Origin of the sequence: Streptomyces sp. NPDC053750 (genome assembly GCF_044544295.1) — a bacterium.
Classification (GTDB): Bacteria; Actinomycetota; Actinomycetes; order Streptomycetales; family Streptomycetaceae; genus Streptomyces.
The window spans coordinates 761609-778385 of sequence record NZ_JBITXB010000001.1 but is presented as its reverse complement, the minus strand read 5'-3'; the positions used below and the strand labels follow the sequence as shown (position 1 = coordinate 778385).

The following is a 16777-nucleotide window of genomic DNA, read 5'->3' as shown; positions in this document are numbered from 1 at the left end:
CCCGGCGACAGTGCCGCCGTGCGGGTCGTGGTGTCCCTGTCCCCGTCGAAAGTAGGCGAGCGAAGTTTTGTCGGCTGCCCCCGTCACCGCTCACCCGTCCCGTACGAACCGTCACCCGTCCCCGGCACCGGCCCCTGCGGCCGGGTCCGGCGCGGCTGTCGCTGCCGCCCCCACCGCCACCGATCCCGCGCTCGTCAAGCGCGCCGTGAAGGCGGCGGCGCTCGGCAACGCGATGGAGTGGTTCGACTTCGGCGTCTACAGCTACATCGCCGTGACGCTGGGCAAGGTCTTCTTCCCGTCGGGCAACCCGACCGCCCAGCTGCTCTCCACGTTCGGCGCCTTCGCCGCGGCGTTCCTGGTCCGGCCGCTCGGCGGCATGGTCTTCGGCCCGCTGGGCGACCGGGTCGGCCGGCAGAAGGTCCTCGCCCTCACGATGATCATGATGGCGGCGGGTACCTTCGCCATCGGGCTGATCCCCTCCTACGCGACGATCGGCGTCTGGGCGCCGATTCTGCTGCTGGTCGCGCGACTGGTGCAGGGGTTCTCCACGGGCGGTGAGTACGCGGGCGCGTCCACCTTCATCGCCGAGTACGCCCCGGACAAGCGGCGCGGCTTCCTCGGGAGCTGGCTGGAGTTCGGCACGCTCGCCGGGTACATCGGCGGTGCGGGACTGGTCACCCTCATGACGGCGCTGCTGTCCGACGGCGACCTGACGTCGTGGGGGTGGCGGATCCCGTTCCTGATCGCGGGACCGATGGGCATCATCGGGCTGTATCTGCGGATGCGGCTGGAGGAGACCCCGGCGTTCGCCGCAGAGGTCGAGAAGGCGGAGTCGGAGCGGCCGAAGGTGCCGCTGCGCGACATGATCACCGGCCAGTGGAAGGCGCTGCTGCTCTGCGTCGGCCTGGTGCTGGTCTTCAACGTCACCGACTACATGCTGCTGTCGTACATGCCGAGCTACCTGACGAGCGAGCTGAAGTACGACGAGACGCACGGCCTGCTGGTCGTGCTGGCCGTGATGGCGCTGATGATGATCGTGCAGCCGTTCGCGGGCGCGCTGACCGACCGGGTCGGGCGCCGGCCGGTGATCGCGGCGGGCTGTGCCGGGTTCCTGCTCCTGTCCGTCCCGGCGCTGCTGCTGATCCGCGAGGGCAGTCTGCTCGCCGTGGCGCTGGGCATGGGCGCGCTGGGGCTGCTGCTGGTCTGCTTCACGGCCTCGATGCCGTCCGCGCTGCCGGCGCTGTTCCCGACGCGGGTGCGCTACGGCTCGCTGTCGATCGGCTTCAACGTCTCGGTGTCCCTGTTCGGCGGGACGACACCGCTGGTGGTGACGGCGCTGATCGGCGCGACGGGCAACATGATGATGCCCGCGTACTACATGATGGCCGCGGCCGTGGTCGGTGGCGTGGCGGTGTGGTTCATGACCGAGTCCGCGGGCCGGCCGCTGCCGGGGTCGGCACCGGCGGTGGAGGGCTGAGGCCCGGCGGGGCCCAGCTCCGTCGGCGTGTCGGTGGGACATGCGCGCCCACCGGCCGCCACGGAGCTATCTTCGTTAGCGCATCTACTTAGAAGTGCTAACGACGCATACGGGAGGCCCCGGCATGAGCGAGTCGAAGCTCTGGGACGACGTCGACGCCTACTTCATCAGCCACCTCAGCCCGGACGACGACGTGCTGGAGGCCGCCCTGAGGGACAGTGACGCCGCCGGGCTGCCGCGGGTGAACGTCACCGCCAACCAGGGCAAACTCCTCCATCTCCTCGCCCGGATCCAGGGCGCCCGCACCATCCTGGAGATCGGCACCCTCGGCGGCTACAGCACCATCTGGCTGGCCCGCGCCCTGCCCGCCGAAGGCCGCCTGGTCACGATGGAGTACAGCGCCCGGCACGCCGAGGTCGCCACCCGCAACATCGCCCGCGCCGGGCTCGACGCCGTCGTCGACGTACGCGTGGGCCCGGCGCTGGAGTCGCTGCCGAAGCTCGCCGACGAGAACCCGGCCCCCTTCGACCTGGTCTTCGTCGACGCCGACAAGGCCAACAACCCGCACTACCTCGAGTGGGCGCTGAGGCTCACCAGCACGGGCAGCCTGATCGTCCTCGACAACGTGGTCCGCGGCGGCCGGGTCGCCGACCCCGACAACCCCGACGCCGACGTGCGCGGCACCCGCGCCGCCATCGAGCTGATCGGCAGCCATCCGCGGCTCAGCGGTACGGCCGTCCAGACGGTCGGCAGCAAGGGCTACGACGGGTTCGCGCTGGCGCGGGTGCTCGCCTGAGCACCCGCCTCAGGCCTCACACCCCGTGTTGCCTCACACCTCGTGATAGAAGCCGACGTTGACGCTGCGCGGTTCCGTGCGGTCCTGGATCACGACCTCGCCGCTCCCGCCCCTCGGCAGCGGCACGGTGCCGCCGTAGGCCAGGGACTGCGCGTACGTGCCGACCGTGAGCCGCACGTCGGAGGACGGGTCCGGCTGCGAGCCCCGCAGCCACGTCACCTGCCACGTACCCTCGGGACCGCAGCGGAACTCCAGGTGGACCCGGGAGACGAACAGCCAGTCGTCCGGCGTCGACAGCCGGCACACGGACTTGTCCCGGCCCACCCGCAGCACCGCGCCCGGCTCGCTGGGCGCGTCGGCCATCTGCATGCCGGCCGTGGCGCCCGCGTCCGCCGCGGTGACGGCGGCCATGGTGAGTTCGAGCACGCGTGCTCCTTCCGAAACCCGAGACGTCCCTCGTGGGCGTATCGCCGCCGCATGATAGATCGGCCGGTGCTGTGGTGTCCGGCACAATGGGTTCATGACCGAGCGAAAGCCACCCGGCGTCGACTTCGAGTCCTGGGTCGACAAGCAGATCCGAGACGCGGACGCGCGCGGCGAGTTCGACCGGCTGCCCGGCGCGGGCAAACCCCTCCCGAGCGAGGTGGACAGCACCTACGACGAGCTGTGGTGGGTCAAGCGCAAGATGGCCCGCGAGGGCTTCTCCGTACTGCCGCCGACCCTCGCGCTGCGCAAGGAGGCGGAGGACGCCCTGGAGGCGGCGGCGAACGCCCCGTCGGAACGGGTGGTGCGCCGCATCGTCGAGGACATCAACGTCAAGATCCGCGACGTCATGTTCAAGCCGCCGCCCGGCCCCCCGCTGGGTCTGAAGCCCTACGACGTCGAGGAGGTCGTACGGCGGTGGCGGGAGCGCCGGGCGGAGCGGTGACGCCTGCGGGTCACAGGCGCATCAGACGGTCCACCAGCTCGCGGTAGTCCCGCAGGGCGAGGCGGAGTTGTTCGGTGTCGGTGCTGGTCGCGCGGTGGTCGTCGCCGGCGTCGTGCCAGGACGTGCGCAGGGTGCGGCGGCGGTGCGTCACGGCGTCCGTGAAGCGGGCGGTGACCTCCTCCAGGACGCGGTCGGCCTCCTCGACGGAGGCGCGGGGCGCGTCGACGAACCCCGCAACGGCGTGGTGCAGCCGCTGCCCGAGCTTGTCGCACTCCTCGTGCGGGAGCAGTGTCCCGCCGTCCGCCGTCGGCCCGGTGCGCGCGCCGGCCGCGCCCGGTCCCGCGTCACCGCCGGGGCCGGCACCGGGCACCGGTCCCGCGCCGGACGCCGAGTGAGCGTCGCCCACCAGGCCCGCCCCGGACCCCGTGCGCGCATCGCCCGCACGGCCCGTGCCGGGCGCCGGGCCGCCCGCCGGGACCGCGCCGGACGCCGAGTGCGCGTCGTCCGCCGGGCCGGCGCCGGATCCCGTCCGCGCCTCACCCACCGGGCCCGCGCCAGGCCCCGTGTGCGCGTCGCCCGCCGGGGCGGTGGTCGGCGTCATGCCGGTGCCGTGGAGCTCGGGGGTGGTCTGTGGGTCCTGTCCGGCGGGGATGCTGCCGCCGTGCCGGGTCGTGTCGGACATGTGGCTCAACTCTCCTTCGGCCGACTCTTGCTGAACGACCAGGTGTGGTGCGCGCGGGCCGGCGCCGGTCGGGTGCCGTCCGTCCCGGCCCGGTGCCGTCCGCCGTCGGGACGGCCCGGGCGTACCAGGTCCTCGAACAGCGCCCGGGCCTCCACCATGGCCGCGCGCATCTCCTCCGTGCCGGCCCCGCCGTCCGGAGCCCCGTCCACCCGCGCGTGCGTCACGCGGTGCACGCGCCGGTAGCCCTCGACGTGGTGGGCGTGGTGCACGGACAGCGCCGCGAGCTGCTCCTCGTACTGCCCGCCGTCCGGGAAGCCCCGGGCCCCGGCCAGCTCCGCGAGCAGCCGGTCCGCCTCGCCGACGGCCTCCCGCGGGGAGTCGACGAAGCGCTCCTGGGCCGCCGTCCAGCGGGCCTCGAAGCGCTCGCGCTCCGCCGGCTCCAACGGCCGCGCGTGCAGCGACCCGTGCCGCTCCACCCGCCCGGCCAGCTCGCGTTCGGCGGCCTTGGTGTCCCCGTCGTGCCGGGCCACGGCCCGGTCGTACTCGGGCCCGAAGCGCCGCTTCAGATGTCCGCCGCGCCCGGCGCCCCGTGCGCGCAGGGCCAGGACGGCCGCGACGACCAGCACGGCCGCCACGATCACGATCAATGCGATGATCACGCCTGTGGTCATGAGTGCCTTCCGGGTTCTCGGCCCTGCCGGCTCTCCGAGCGGGCCGGTTCGAGCGGGCCGGTTCGCTCTCCGGGTTGCCGCACAGTCCGCGCGCAAACGGCGCACCGCGCGCGCGGACGGCACAGGGGTGGGAAAATACGCTCGCACACCGGGCCGGTCCGTACCGACAATGCCGGTCATGACCTGGACCGTCGCCCCGGAACCGTACGACTCCCCCGTGGCCGCCGCCCTGTGGCGCGCGTACTACACGGAGGTCAGCGACCGCTGGTACCTGCTGCACGAGGGACGGCCCACCGACCCGGGCGAGCTGGAGCGCGAGATCGCCGCCCACTCCGGCACCGACCTCGTACCGCCCCGAGGGCAGCTGCTGGTCGCGCGGTACGCCGGCGAACCGGCCGGCACCGCGGGCGTACGGCTGCTGGACGCCACCACCGCCGAACTCACCCGGGTGTTCCTGTACGAGGGGATGCGCGGCCGGGGCGGTGCCGCGCTGCTCGTGCGGGCCGCCGAGGACGCGGCGCGGGCGCTCGGCGCCTCGCGGATGGTCCTCGACACGCGCGGCGACCTCGTCGAGGCCCGCGCCCTGTACGCGCGCCTCGGCTACACGGAGACCGAGGCGTACAAGGAGGACCCGTACGCCGAGCACTGGTTCGCCAAGCGGCTGGCACGCGCCGCCTGACGGGGTGCCGGGGGGTCAGCCGGCCCGCGCCGGTGTGCGCCCCTCCAGCGGACGCTCCCGCTCCGAGCCGCACAGCTCGCCGGTGAGCTCCTTCACGAGGCGCACCAGGTCGGTCGGGCGGTCCGGGCCCCACCAGTCGCCGAGCAGCTCGGCCAGGGAGTCCTCGCGGGCCCGTGCCAGCCGCTCGGCGACCTCGCGGCCCTGGTCGGTGAGCACCAGGTCGGGGCCCTCCCGGACGGCGAGGTGCCGCTCCTCCACCTGGCGGGCGGCGGCCAGCAGGGTGGCCAGCGGGACGGGGCTGCGCTCGGCGAGGACGGCCGGCTCGACCCGGCCGTACTTCCTGACCCGCAGCAGCATCCAGCTCGACGCCGGCAGCAGGTCGTAGCCCGCCCGTGCGGTGATCCTCCGGTAGATCTCCCGCCGGCCCTCGCGGGTGCCGAGCACGGACAGCGCGCGGCACACCTCGTCGTGCGAGGACCGTTCCACCGGGTTGCTGGCGAGGGTCTGCGTGCCGTCCGGCGCGGTGACCGAGCCGCGCAGCCGGTCCTCCTTCAGGAACCAGGCCAGCACGAAGCCGAGGAAGGCGACGGGGGCCCCGTACAGGAAGACGTCGGTGATGGAGGAGGCGTACGCGTGCAGCGCCTCGGGACGCAGTGCGGGCGGCAGGGCGGCGATACCGCGCGGGTCGGCCTTCAGCGTGTCCGTGGAGACGCCGGGCGGGAGTGCGGCGCCCCGGAACGCTTCGGTGAGCCGGTCGCCGAGGCGCCCCGCGAAGATCGTGCCGAAGACGGCGACGCCGAAGGCCGCGCCGATGGAGCGGAAGAAGGTCGCGCCGGAGGTGGCGACGCCCAGGTCCTCGTAGGACACGGCGTTCTGCACGATGAGGACGAGGACCTGCATCACCAGGCCGAGGCCCAGGCCGAAGACGAAGAAGTACGCGCTCATCTCGGTGGTCGAGCTGTTCTCGTCGAGCCGGTGCAGCAGGAGCAGGCCGAGGGTGGTGACGGCGGTCCCCAGGACGGGGAACACCTTCCAGCGGCCGGTACGGCTGACGATCTGCCCGGAGCCGGTCGACGCCAGCAGAACGCCGGCCACCATCGGCAGCATGTGCACGCCGGACATGGTCGGGCTGACGCCCTGTACGACCTGGAGGAACGTCGGCAGGTAGGTCATCGCGCCGAACATCGCGAAGCCGACGATGAAGCTGATGACGGCGGAGAGCGTGAAGGTGCGGACGCGGAAGAGTTTGAGGGGCAGGACGGGCTCGGCGGCCCGGCGCTCGACGGCCACGAACACGGCGGCGAGGACGACGCCCAGCACCGCCAGGCCGACGATCTGCGGGGAACCCCAGGCCCAGGTCGTGCCGCCGAGCGAGGCCACCAGCACCAGGCAGGTGGCGACGGAGGCGATGAGGAGGGTGCCGAGGTAGTCGATGACGTGCCGGGTGGCCCGGCGCGGGATGTGCAGGACCGCCGCGATCACGGCGAGGGCGACGATGCCGATGGGCAGGTTGATGTAGAAGACCCAGCGCCAGCTCAGATGCTCGGTGAAGACTCCGCCGAGCAGCGGCCCGAGCACGCTGGTCGCACCGAAGACGGCGCCGAACAGCCCCTGGTAGCGCCCGCGTTCCCGGGGCGAGACCAGGTCGCCGACGATCGCCATCGACAGCACCATCAGACCGCCGCCGCCCAGGCCCTGCAGCGCGCGGAAGGCGATCAGCTCGGGCATGCTCTGCGCCACGCCGCACAGCGCCGAGCCGACCAGGAAGATCCCGATCGCCGTCTGGAACAGCCGCTTGCGTCCGTACTGGTCGCCGAGCTTGCCCCACAGCGGGGTCGCGGCGGTCGCGGCCAGCAGGTACGCGGTGACCACCCAGGACAGGTGCTCCAGGCCGCCCAGGTCGCTGACGATGGTGGGCAGGGCCGTCGACACGATGGTCTGGTCGAGGGCGGCGAGCAGCATGCCGAGGAGCAGGGCTCCCATCGAGACGAGCACCCCACCGGGGACGCGCTCCTCCCCCTCGCCCCCCAGTGGGTCCGCCGGGTCCGCCGACTCCGCCGTCTCGCGCACATCAGGGGCCATCGATACCTCCCGCGGTGTCTCGCACAGGTGCCGTCGCGCACCTCTACATCCTGGCCGGTGTGACCGGTTATGGCCTGTTCAGTCCCTGTTCAGTCCTGCGGGAAGACCGCATTCCGGGGGCGTACGCGCCGGAGTATGGAGAAGATCTGCATAATCTCTGGAGGTCGCGAGGGGAGTCGCGAGGGGAGGGACGAACGCGTGGAGCAGCAGAAGGAGCCGTCGCAGGAGCCGCAGGGGGCGGCCCCGGGGCACCCGTGCCCGGAGTGCGGCACACCCAGGGCGGCGGACAACACGCCCGCCTGCGCCTGCGGGGCACGGGCGTCCGAGGCCCTGCGCGACGCGCGTACGGCACAGGCGGCAGCGGCGGAGGACTTCGATCCGCTGCGGATACGGCCGTACGTGGAACTGGACGGCAGCGCCGACCCCACGCCGCCCGCGCCGGAGACACGGGCAGCCACCCCGCCGGGCACACCGGCGTCCGCGCCGACGCCGCCCGACCCGGACGCCACCATGACGCTGCGCGCCGTGGACGCCGGGCCGCCCGACGCGTCGGCCACGGAGGCGACCTCCGTGCTGCCCACGCCCCTGGCGCCCTCGGCCGGCCCGCCCAGCGCGCAGGACCTGCGCCTGTTCGAGACCTCGGCCGCCGAGGCCTCCGACTCCGCGGCACCCGGGGCGCCCCACCCGGACGGCACCGACGGGCGCCCACCGCGTAAGCGGCGCCGGGGCGTCCTGCTCAGCGCCGCTGGGGCGCTCGTGGTCATCGTGGGCGCGGCCGGGTTCGCGAGCGGGCTGTTCTCCTACGAGTCGCCGTCGCGGGACGGGGCGCTGCCGGACGAGGTCAGGGCGAGCGTGCCGGATCCGTCGACCGACGAGCCCTCGACGACACCCGCGCCGAGCACGGCGTCGGCCCGACCGACGTCCGCGTCGCCGTCCGCCTCCGCTTCGCCGTCCCCCAGTGCGAGTGCGTCGTCCTCACCGTCCCCGTCGGCGTCGAGCACCCCGCCCACGCCGACCCCGTCGGCCGAGCCGACACAGACCACGACACCGACGCCGACCGCCGACGCCCCGCAGGAATCCGAGGAGGACGACCACGACAACCACGGCAACGGCTCCGCCCTGCAGCGTGGCGACCGCGGCGCCGCGGTCACCGAACTCCAACAACGCCTGACGCAGCTGTACCTCTACACCGGCGAGATCGACGGCACCTACAACTTCCAGGTCGAGGACGCGGTCCGCAATTTCCAGTGGTCCCGCGGCATCCGCACGGACGAGCTCGGCACATACGGCCGCGACACCCGCCGCCAACTGGAGTCGGAGACCCGAGAGCCGTAGGCCCGCGGCCGGGACCCGGGGCGTTGACGCGGGAACCGCAGACCTGCGGCCAGGGCCCGGGGCCGTGGCCGCGGGAGGCACGGACACCGGGGCGCCGCAGACACGGAAGCCGTGGCCTGCGGCTGGGGGCACGACACCCTTGACGCGGGGAGGCACGGACACGGCACCATCAACACGAAAGCCGACGCCTGCGGCCAGCGCCCGGGGCCGTGGCCGCGCGAGGCACAGACACCAAGACACCGCAGACACCGAAGGCGCAGGCGCCACAACCGTCAACACCACAGCCATACGCCGGCGACCAGGGCCCGGTGCCGTGGCCGTGGCCGCAGAAGGCACGGACACCAGGGCGCCGCAGTCACGGACGGCGCGGACACCGGGGCCGCCGCCACGGGAGCCGCACACCTGCGGCCGGGGTGCAGGGCCCGGCGGCACGAGCCCCGCGGGCGCGGTAGCCGGCGGCGGGACCCGGACCCGGATTGCGAGGCTCGGCCAGTATTGCGGGACCCGGCCCCGGATTGCGGGGCTCGGATTGCGCGGCTCGGATTGCGGGGCCCCGCCCCAGCACGCGAGGCCCGCCCGGCACCACCCGCCCGTCAACCGCCGACGTGCAGCCGCACCGTCCCGTCCGGGTCGGACTCCACGCGGATCCGCGTCAGGTCCTCGACGACCACGTCCGGCCCGTGGGCCCCGGCACGCGGGCCGACGCCCACGACCCGCATCCCGGCGGCGCGCGCGGCCGTGATGCCGGCGCCGGAGTCCTCGAAGGCGATGCAGTCGGCCGGGGCGATGCCCAGTTCGGCGGCGCCCTTGAGGAAGCCCTCGGGGTCGGGCTTGCTGGCGCCGACGGACTCCGCGGTGATCCGGACGTCGGGCAGGGCGAGCCCGGCCGCGGCCATCCGCGCGGTGGACAGCGCCACGTCGGCCGAGGTCACCAGGGCGTGCGGCAGGCCGCGCAGCGAGGCCAGGAAGCCGGGCGCGCCGGGGATCGCGACGACGCCCTCGGTGTCGGCGGTCTCCTCGGCGAGCATGCGCGCGTTGTCGGCGTGGTTCTGCTCCATGGGCCGGTCCGGCAGCAGCAGCGCCATCGACGCGTAGCCCTGCCGTCCGTGGACGACCTTCATGACCTCGTCGCCGTCCAGCCCGTTCCGGCCGGCCCAGCGCCGCCAGACGCGCTCGACGGCGGCGTCCGAGTTGACGAGGGTGCCGTCCATGTCGAGCAGCAGGGCACGGGCGGTGAGAACGGTGGTGGCCGTCATCGGCAGACTCCAAGGCGCGGGGAGGGAACAAGGCGGCCCCGCCCGCCGGTCAGGGAGAACGGGCGGGAGCCACTTTGTTTCTCCACGGTACAAAACAGGCCGGGCTCGCGCCACCGCCCCGGGTGAGACGTTCATCCCCGTTCGCCGGTCAGCCGGCGACCGCCTCCCACAGACTCCACACACCGAGGCCCAGCATCAGCAGCGCCGCGATCTTGGTGATCAGCGCCAGCGGCACCCGCTTCATCAGGGCCTTTCCACCGACGATGCCGAGCCCGGCCACCGCCCACAGCGCGAGCACCGCACCCAGGCCGACGGAGAGCGGGTCGTCGTAGCGGGCCGCGAGGTTGGCCGTCATGATCTGCGTCAGGTCACCGAACTCGGCGACCAGGATGAGCATGAAGCCCGCCCCGGAGACCTTCCAGAAGGACTGGTCCTCCGGCTTGCGGATCTCCTCGTCCCCGTCGTCCTTCTTCATCATCAGCACGGCGGCCCCGCCGAGGAACAGCACGCCGGTGATCGCGTGCACGATCTGCTGCGGCAGCAGGGTCAGCACGCTGCCGGCCGCGACGGCGAGGACGACGTGCAGCAGGAAGGCGGCGGCGACGCCGGCGAAGACGTACGAGGCGCGGTAACGGGTGCCGAGGACGAGGCCGGCGAGCGCGGTCTTGTCCGGGAGTTCGGCGAGGAAGACGACGCCGAAGACGAGCGCCGTCACGGTCAAGCTGATCAAGGGGTCCTCTATCGGTCGGGGCCGCCCCACCGAGAGTGCTGATCCTTCGCGCAGGACACCTCGGCACGGCAGCACACGGTCGCCCCCGCCGTACGGCACGGGCGTGCACTGCTTGCCGAAGGTCTCGCTGGCCGACCCCGTCCACGAGGTCTGCCTCCGGGCGCCGGCTCAGACGAGCTGAGCAGTATGTCGACGGTCCGGCGAAGAGCTACTCCCCTTCTGCGCCGCCCAGTGTACGCGACCCCCGCCGCGCCCCCGGGGGACGAAGGTCACACCGGACGACCTCCCCCGCGCCCGTCACGAGTCCCGTCACACCCATAGACGTGCCATGCACACGTCACTAACTTCTTACCGACCGCACACCTGTACGCCATGCGGCGTCGCGAGCATTCCCCTGCCCGCGTCCCAACACCCCCACACTCCAAGGGAGTTCGCATGCCGAAGTTCTACGCGCGTCGACGCCTCGGCTTCCTCGCCGCGTTCACCGGGCTCATAGCCTCCGCCGGGCTCCTCAACGGCCCGGCCGCCTCCGCCGCCCTCCCCACCCCGGTCAGCGCCGCCACCGCCCGCTCCTACCTGGCCACCCTCACCGTGGCCACCGAGAACCGCACCGGCTACAACCGCGACCTCTTCCCGCACTGGATCACGCAGTCCGGCTCCTGCAACACCCGCGAGACCGTCCTCAAGCGCGACGGCTCCGGCGTCGTCACCGACTCCTCCTGCGCCGCCACCAGCGGCAGCTGGTACTCCCCCTACGACGGCGCCACCTGGTCCGCCGCCTCCGACGTCGACATCGACCACCTCGTCCCGCTCGCCGAGGCCTGGGACTCCGGCGCCGGATCCTGGACCACCTCCCGGCGCCAGTCCTTCGCCAACGACCTGACCCGCCCCCAGCTCCTCGCGGTCACCGACAACGTCAACCAGTCCAAGGGCGACCAGGACCCGGCCACCTGGATGCCCTCGCGCACCGCCTACCGCTGCACGTACGTCCGCGCCTGGGTCCAGGTGAAGTACTACTACGACCTCTCGGTCGACTCCGCCGAGAAGTCCGCGCTCCAGAACCACCTCGCGAGCTGCTGACGCCCTCCACCACGCCTTCGGCGCGGAGTCTGTCCGTCGGCCTCCGTCGTTCCGTACCGTACGGGGCGACGGAGGAGAGGATCACCGATGGCCGGACTGCGCCTGGGACCGATACTGCGATACACCGACGGCTCGTGCGCGACCGTGTGGGTCGAGACGAGCCGCCCCTGCACCGCCGAAGTGCGCTGCGCCGACGGTGCCGGCGGCACGGCCCGCACCTTCCAGGTCGCGGGCCACCACTACGCCCTGGTCCCGGTGAACGGCCTGACACCCGGCACGGCGACGGAGTACGAGGTGCGCCTGGACGGCACGCGCGCGTGGCCGCCGCCCGACTCCCGCTTCCCGCCCTCGGTGATCGCCACGTCCCCGGCGGACGACGGCCTGCGCGTCGCCTTCGGCTCCTGCCGCTGGGCCGCGCCGCCCGCCGGCGGGAAGGACCGGGTGGGCCCGGACGCGCTGGACACCCTCTCCGCCCGCATCGCGGCCGACCCGGAGCACGCACGGCCCGACCTACTGCTCCTGCTCGGCGACCAGGTGTACGCCGACGAGGTCTCCGACGCCACGCGCCGCTGGCTCGCCGGCCGCCGGGACCTGGCCGACGCCCCGGGCGACCAGGTCGCGGACTACGAGGAGTACACCCGGCTCTACGACGAGTCCTGGACCGACCCGGACGTGCGCTGGCTGCTGTCCACCGTGCCCAGCTGCATGATCTTCGACGACCACGACGTCATCGACGACTGGAACACCTCCGCCGCCTGGCTCGCCGACATGCGGGCCACGGACTGGTGGCGGGAGCGGCTGCTGAGCGGACTGATGTCCTACTGGGTGTACCAGCAGCTCGGCAACCTCTCCCCGGCCGAACTGGCCGCCGACCCCCTCTACGCGGCCGTCCGCGAGGCCCCCGACGGCACCGACGTGCTGCGCGCGTTCGCCGCGCGGGCCGACGCCGATCCGGCCTCCGTGCGGTGGAGCTACCGGCGCGACTTCGGCCGCATACGGCTGCTGATGGTGGACTCCCGCGCGGCCCGCGTCCTCGACGAGGACCGCCGCGCGATGCTCGACCCGGGCGAGGCCGCCTGGCTGCGCGAGCAGGTCCTCCAGGAGCGGGACTCCTACGACCACCTGCTCATCGGCACCTCCCTGCCCTGGCTGCTGCCCCACCTGGTGCACGACGTGGAGACCTGGAACGCCTCGCTGTGCCGCGGCGAACGGGGTGCCCGCTGGGCCCGGCTCGGGGAGAAGATACGGCGCGGGGCCGACCTGGAGCACTGGTCCGCCTTCCCGTCCTCTTTTGACGCCCTCGCCGACCTGATCGCCGAGGCCGGTACGGGGCCGGGGGCGCCCGCGACGGTGAGTGTGCTGTCGGGCGACGTCCACCACGCCTACGTGGCCGAACCGTCCTGGCCGGGCCGGACGCCCGACGCCCGGGTGGCGCAGCTGACCTGCTCCCCCGTCCACAATTCCGTGCCGCTCTCGATCCGCCTCGGCTTCCGCTTCGGCTGGAGCGCCCTCGCGCGGGCCCTGGGGCGGCGCATCGCCCGGCACGGCCGCTGTGCGCCGCCGGTGGTCCGGTGGCGCAAGACCGGAGGCCCCTGGTTCGGCAACCAGATCATGACGCTGACCCTGCGGGGGCGCTCGGCCCGGCTGCGGCTGGAGCAGGCGCGGGCGAACCGGGACGGGACGACCGTGCTGCGGAGGGTCACGGACCGGGAGCTGGCGTAGGCGGCCGCCGGGGACCGCGTACGAATTCAGTCACGACGACAGGCCTCGGCCAGGCGATGGGAGCGCTCCCACCTGCGGGAGGGGACATGACAGGCGGGTGACCCGGCGCCAAGCCATGGCCAAATGTTGAACTTGCAAGCACTCATTAGGGTCACCTAACGTGGGCACCCCACTCGGTTCCGTCCCCCACCGGCCCCTTCGGGCCGGCCCGACCGAAGGAGCACCCCCCACATGTCCGGACGCCTCAACAGCGCCCAGCCCTACGCCCTCGGCCTGTTCCGCATAGTCGTCGGCCTGCTCTTCGCCTGCCACGGCGCCGCCTCCCTCTTCGGCGTCCTCGGCGGCGCGGCCGGCACCGGCGGCACCATCGACGCGGGCACCTGGCCCGGTTGGTACGCGGCCGTGATCCAGCTCGTCGGGGGCGGCCTCGTCATGCTCGGCCTCGGCACCCGCGCCGCCGCGCTCGTCTCCTCCGGCTCCATGGCCTACGCGTACTTCAAGGTGCACCAGCCCGGCGCCCTGTGGCCGATGGAGAACGGCGGCGAGGCCTCCGCCATGTTCTGCTGGGCCTTCCTGCTGCTGGTCTTCACCGGCTCCGGCGCCTTCGGCCTGGACCGGCTCCTCGCCCGGCGCGGGTCCGAGCAGGAGAAGGCGACCGCGGAGCGCCAGACGCCGGTCGCGGCCTGAGCGGCCGACCGTCCGGGTGAACACCGCGTGCCGAACACCCGAGCCCCCTGTGAACCATCTGTCACACCCCCGGCGTACGCTGTATGGCTGTCATCGGTCGCTCCTGCCGTCCCCGCGCGTCGCGGCATGGCCCGGCCCACGGGGGAGTAACGGGGAGTTGTGGTGGTCGACAGTCTCGGGAGTATCGGTTCGCTGGTCAGCAGCCCATGGATCTATGTGCTGGTGGCCGTCTCGGTACTCCTCGACATCTTCCTGCCGGTGCTGCCGAGCGGCGTCCTGGTGATCACGGCGGCCACGGCGGCGGCCGCGGGCTCGGGTGCGGCGGCTGCCGGGCGGGTCCCGCAGGACGTCCCCGACATCCTGCTCCTGACGCTGTGCGCGGCGACCGCCTCGGTCCTCGGCGACCTGGCGGTCTACCGCCTCGCGTGGCGCGGCGGACCGCGCCTGGACCGCGCGATCGCCCGTTCCCGCCGGCTCACCACGGCGCAGGAACGTCTCGGCGGCGCCCTCGCGCGCGGCGGCGGCGCCCTCGTCGTCCTGGCCCGCTTCGCCCCGGCCGGCCGCTCGGTCGTCTCCCTCGTCGCCGGCGCGGCCCACCGCCGGGTCCGCGAGTTCCTTCCCTGGTCCGCCCTGGCCGGACTGGCCTGGGCCGCGTACAGCGTCGCCCTCGGCTACTTCGGCGGCCAGTGGCTGGGCGCGACGTGGCTCGCGACGGCGGTGTCGCTGGTGGCCCTGTTCGGCGCGGGGACGGTCGCGGCCTACCTGATGCGCCGCCAGCCCCGGGCGACCGAGGCGTCGTAGCTCAGTGGCAGCGCAGTCGTAGCGCAGGGGACCGTGCAGCGCAGCCGGGGCGTCGGCGGGGTGTCAGCCCGCCCGGCGCGCGGCGGCTGCTCCCCGCACCTCCAGGCCGGCCAGTAGTTCGGCCGTGGCATGCGCGACGGCCTCCACCGCCTGTTCGAATACCTCCTGGTTGTGCGCGGCCGGCGCACGGAACCCGGACACCTTGCGCACGTACTGCAGGGCTGCGGCCCTGATCTCGTCCTCCGTGGCCTCCTCGGCCAGCACCGGCGGACGGAGCGTCTTGATGCTGCGGCACATGTCGTCAGTCTCCCACCCTTTCGCGTGAACCACCGAAGGGAACGCGCGCCTCAAAATCGAACAGGCGTATCATTGAAGGGTGGCTACGACCTATGATTTTCCCAGTGATCTCCTCGCCGGTCAGGAGGAACTGCATCAGGTCCGGGCCGAGCTGTCGGCCCTGCTGAAGAGGCTTCCCTGGTCCGTCGAACCCCTCGACGGGTTCAGCGACGACACCGGCTGGCGCAAGGTCGAGCGCCCGGCCTCCCCCGGCTGGTCGGAGGACGAGCAGGCCGAGGTGGAGAAGCTCCGGCAGCGCGAGCGCGAGCTCGCCGTGTTCGTCAGTACGCATCGCTACTGGTCGGAGATCACCGGCCCCGACCAGGTGAGCGCCCGCTCTCAGCTGAAGCGCGCCCACGAGGCCCCGGCCGCCCGCCAGACCCCGCCCGAGGACACCTGAGGCGCATGCGAAAGGCCCCCGGAGGATCTCCAAGGATCTCCGAGGGCCTTCGCACCGACGACAGCGGCGCCGGTCCCGGTGGGCGCGGACGGTTTCGAACCGCCGACATCCTGCTTGTAAGGCAGGCGCTCTACCCCTGAGCTACGCACCCAGGACGAGTCGACAGCCTACATGGCCCGGGGCGCCGGGGGATAACCCCACCTTCGATCCGGTAGTGGCCCGGATCCCCCCGCGGACCGCTCCTCCGTACGGTCGAAGAGCCTCGTCGTCCGCACCAGTCCTCCAGGGGGAGATCTCCATGGCCGCCCGTTCCGTCCCTGCTCGCGCGTTCGCCGCCGTCGGTGTCGTCGCCGTCCTCGTCGCGGGACTCGGCGCCTGCGCCTCCGCCTCGGACGACAAGGAACCCGAGCACCGGTCCTTCTCCCTTCGGGGTGACGCCCTCACCATCGACGCCGACGACTCCGCACTGGAGATCGTGGCCGCCGACGGCAACAAGTCCGGCAAGGTCGAGGTGACCCGGTGGTTCCAGGGCTCGGTCGCGCTCGGCTCGGACCCCGAGGTGAGCTGGAGCATGGACGGCGACCGTCTGAAGCTGCGGACGCACTGCTCCGGGGTGGTCGCCGACTGCGCCACCAAGCACCGCGTGGAGGTGCCGCGCGGCGTCGCCGTCAAGGTGCGGACGGACGACGGCAGCGTGCGGGCGCGAGGCCTGCGGGAGGCGCTGGACATCCGTACGGCGGACGGGTCCGTGCGCGTCAGCGACACCACCGGGCCGCTGGAACTGCACAGCGACGACGGGTCGCTGCGCGCGGACGTCTCCTCGCGCCGGGTGAACGCCTCCACCCGGGACGGCTCGGTCCACCTCGAACTCGGGGCCGTCCCGGACCTGGTGGAGACCCGCAGCGACGACGGCTCGGTGACCCTCGAACTGCCCCGGGCCACCTACAAGGTGTCCGCCGACAGCGACGACGGGTCGGTCGACGTGGCCGTGGACCGGGACGACTCCAGCTCCCACCGGGTGACCGCGCAGACCCGGGACGGCAAAGTCACGGTCCGAACCGCGAACTGACCGGCCCGTGTGTTCGTCCCCAACGGGTGGGAGAATGAACCCGGGC

The 16777-nt window shown here is 73.2% G+C and carries 18 protein-coding genes and 1 tRNA gene; 11 read left to right on the top strand and 8 right to left on the bottom strand.

The annotated features are described in order from the left end of the window. Window positions 1-67: 67 nt before the first annotated feature. Together proP and ACIGO6_RS03365 are read left to right on the top strand one after the other, a co-directional pair. The gene (proP, locus tag ACIGO6_RS03370; RefSeq protein WP_399870608.1) at window positions 68-1477 is read left to right on the top strand and encodes a glycine betaine/L-proline transporter ProP; all 1410 of its coding nucleotides are present in this window, start codon (window positions 68-70) and stop codon (window positions 1475-1477) included. Window positions 1478-1601: 124 nt separating this feature from the next. Further along, the gene (locus ACIGO6_RS03365; RefSeq protein ID WP_399870606.1) at window positions 1602-2273 is read left to right on the top strand and encodes an O-methyltransferase; all 672 of its coding nucleotides are present in this window, start codon (window positions 1602-1604) and stop codon (window positions 2271-2273) included. Between the two features lie 33 nt (window positions 2274-2306). On the opposite strand, the gene ACIGO6_RS03360 is transcribed toward ACIGO6_RS03365, so the two are convergent. Further along, window positions 2307-2699, bottom strand: a complete 393-nt coding sequence (locus ACIGO6_RS03360; protein WP_399870604.1) for a hypothetical protein — start codon at window positions 2697-2699, stop codon at window positions 2307-2309. A gap of 94 nt (window positions 2700-2793) precedes the next feature. Here ACIGO6_RS03360 and ACIGO6_RS03355 point away from each other — a divergent pair, with 94 nt between their 5' ends. After that, entirely contained in the window at window positions 2794-3201 is a 408-nt protein-coding gene (locus ACIGO6_RS03355; protein ID WP_399870601.1) for a DUF1992 domain-containing protein, read from the top strand. Between the two features lie 10 nt (window positions 3202-3211). Here the strand turns inward: ACIGO6_RS03355 and ACIGO6_RS03350 are convergent, their stop codons facing one another. Both ACIGO6_RS03350 and ACIGO6_RS03345 read right to left on the bottom strand, forming a co-directional pair. Continuing rightward, window positions 3212-3883 (bottom strand): hypothetical protein, encoded by a 672-nt coding sequence (locus tag ACIGO6_RS03350; RefSeq protein ID WP_399870599.1) that lies wholly within the window; start codon window positions 3881-3883, stop codon window positions 3212-3214. Window positions 3884-3888: 5 nt separating this feature from the next. Beyond that, window positions 3889-4554: a hypothetical protein gene (locus tag ACIGO6_RS03345; RefSeq protein ID WP_399870596.1), complete on the bottom strand. Its 666-nt coding sequence runs from the start codon at window positions 4552-4554 to the stop codon at window positions 3889-3891. A gap of 178 nt (window positions 4555-4732) precedes the next feature. Between ACIGO6_RS03345 and ACIGO6_RS03340 the strand changes: the two genes are divergently transcribed. Then, window positions 4733-5233, top strand: coding sequence for a GNAT family N-acetyltransferase (locus ACIGO6_RS03340; RefSeq protein ID WP_399870593.1), 501 nt, complete (start codon window positions 4733-4735; stop codon window positions 5231-5233). Window positions 5234-5248: 15 nt separating this feature from the next. Here the strand turns inward: ACIGO6_RS03340 and ACIGO6_RS03335 are convergent, their stop codons facing one another. Continuing rightward, window positions 5249-7315, bottom strand: a complete 2067-nt coding sequence (locus tag ACIGO6_RS03335) for a DHA2 family efflux MFS transporter permease subunit (protein WP_399870591.1) — start codon at window positions 7313-7315, stop codon at window positions 5249-5251. Between the two features lie 198 nt (window positions 7316-7513). Here ACIGO6_RS03335 and ACIGO6_RS03330 point away from each other — a divergent pair, with 198 nt between their 5' ends. Next, on the top strand, window positions 7514-8650 hold the full coding sequence (locus ACIGO6_RS03330; protein ID WP_399870588.1) for a peptidoglycan-binding protein: 1137 nt from the start codon (window positions 7514-7516) through the stop codon (window positions 8648-8650). 593 nt (window positions 8651-9243) lie between these two features. Here ACIGO6_RS03330 and ACIGO6_RS03325 read toward each other — a convergent pair. Both ACIGO6_RS03325 and ACIGO6_RS03320 read right to left on the bottom strand, forming a co-directional pair. Then, the gene (locus ACIGO6_RS03325) at window positions 9244-9906 is read right to left on the bottom strand and encodes an HAD family hydrolase (RefSeq protein WP_399870586.1); all 663 of its coding nucleotides are present in this window, start codon (window positions 9904-9906) and stop codon (window positions 9244-9246) included. Between the two features lie 148 nt (window positions 9907-10054). Further along, window positions 10055-10636, bottom strand: coding sequence for a TMEM165/GDT1 family protein (locus ACIGO6_RS03320; protein WP_399870584.1), 582 nt, complete (start codon window positions 10634-10636; stop codon window positions 10055-10057). 435 nt (window positions 10637-11071) lie between these two features. On the opposite strand from ACIGO6_RS03320, the gene ACIGO6_RS03315 reads away from it, so the two are divergent. From ACIGO6_RS03315 to ACIGO6_RS03300, 4 genes are all read left to right on the top strand, one after another. Beyond that, window positions 11072-11716, top strand: coding sequence for an HNH endonuclease family protein (locus ACIGO6_RS03315; protein WP_399870582.1), 645 nt, complete (start codon window positions 11072-11074; stop codon window positions 11714-11716). Between the two features lie 87 nt (window positions 11717-11803). Beyond that, window positions 11804-13438, top strand: coding sequence for an alkaline phosphatase D family protein (locus tag ACIGO6_RS03310; protein WP_399870580.1), 1635 nt, complete (start codon window positions 11804-11806; stop codon window positions 13436-13438). Window positions 13439-13669: 231 nt separating this feature from the next. Then, window positions 13670-14125 carry a DoxX family protein gene (locus ACIGO6_RS03305; RefSeq protein WP_399870578.1) on the top strand — a complete coding sequence of 152 codons (456 nt, stop codon included), beginning with the start codon at window positions 13670-13672 and terminating at the stop codon, window positions 14123-14125. Window positions 14126-14287: 162 nt separating this feature from the next. Beyond that, window positions 14288-14926, top strand: coding sequence for a DedA family protein (locus tag ACIGO6_RS03300; protein ID WP_399870576.1), 639 nt, complete (start codon window positions 14288-14290; stop codon window positions 14924-14926). Between the two features lie 63 nt (window positions 14927-14989). On the opposite strand, the gene ACIGO6_RS03295 is transcribed toward ACIGO6_RS03300, so the two are convergent. After that, window positions 14990-15223, bottom strand: a complete 234-nt coding sequence (locus ACIGO6_RS03295; RefSeq protein WP_399870573.1) for a DUF2277 domain-containing protein — start codon at window positions 15221-15223, stop codon at window positions 14990-14992. Window positions 15224-15302: 79 nt separating this feature from the next. On the opposite strand from ACIGO6_RS03295, the gene ACIGO6_RS03290 reads away from it, so the two are divergent. After that, window positions 15303-15662 (top strand): hypothetical protein, encoded by a 360-nt coding sequence (locus tag ACIGO6_RS03290; protein ID WP_399870570.1) that lies wholly within the window; start codon window positions 15303-15305, stop codon window positions 15660-15662. Between the two features lie 79 nt (window positions 15663-15741). Here ACIGO6_RS03290 and ACIGO6_RS03285 read toward each other — a convergent pair. Beyond that, a tRNA-Val gene (locus tag ACIGO6_RS03285) sits at window positions 15742-15813 on the bottom strand. Window positions 15814-15960: 147 nt separating this feature from the next. Here ACIGO6_RS03285 and ACIGO6_RS03280 point away from each other — a divergent pair. After that, complete coding sequence (locus ACIGO6_RS03280) at window positions 15961-16731, top strand: DUF4097 family beta strand repeat-containing protein (protein ID WP_399870567.1); 771 nt, start codon at window positions 15961-15963, stop codon at window positions 16729-16731. Window positions 16732-16777 lie beyond the last annotated feature (46 nt).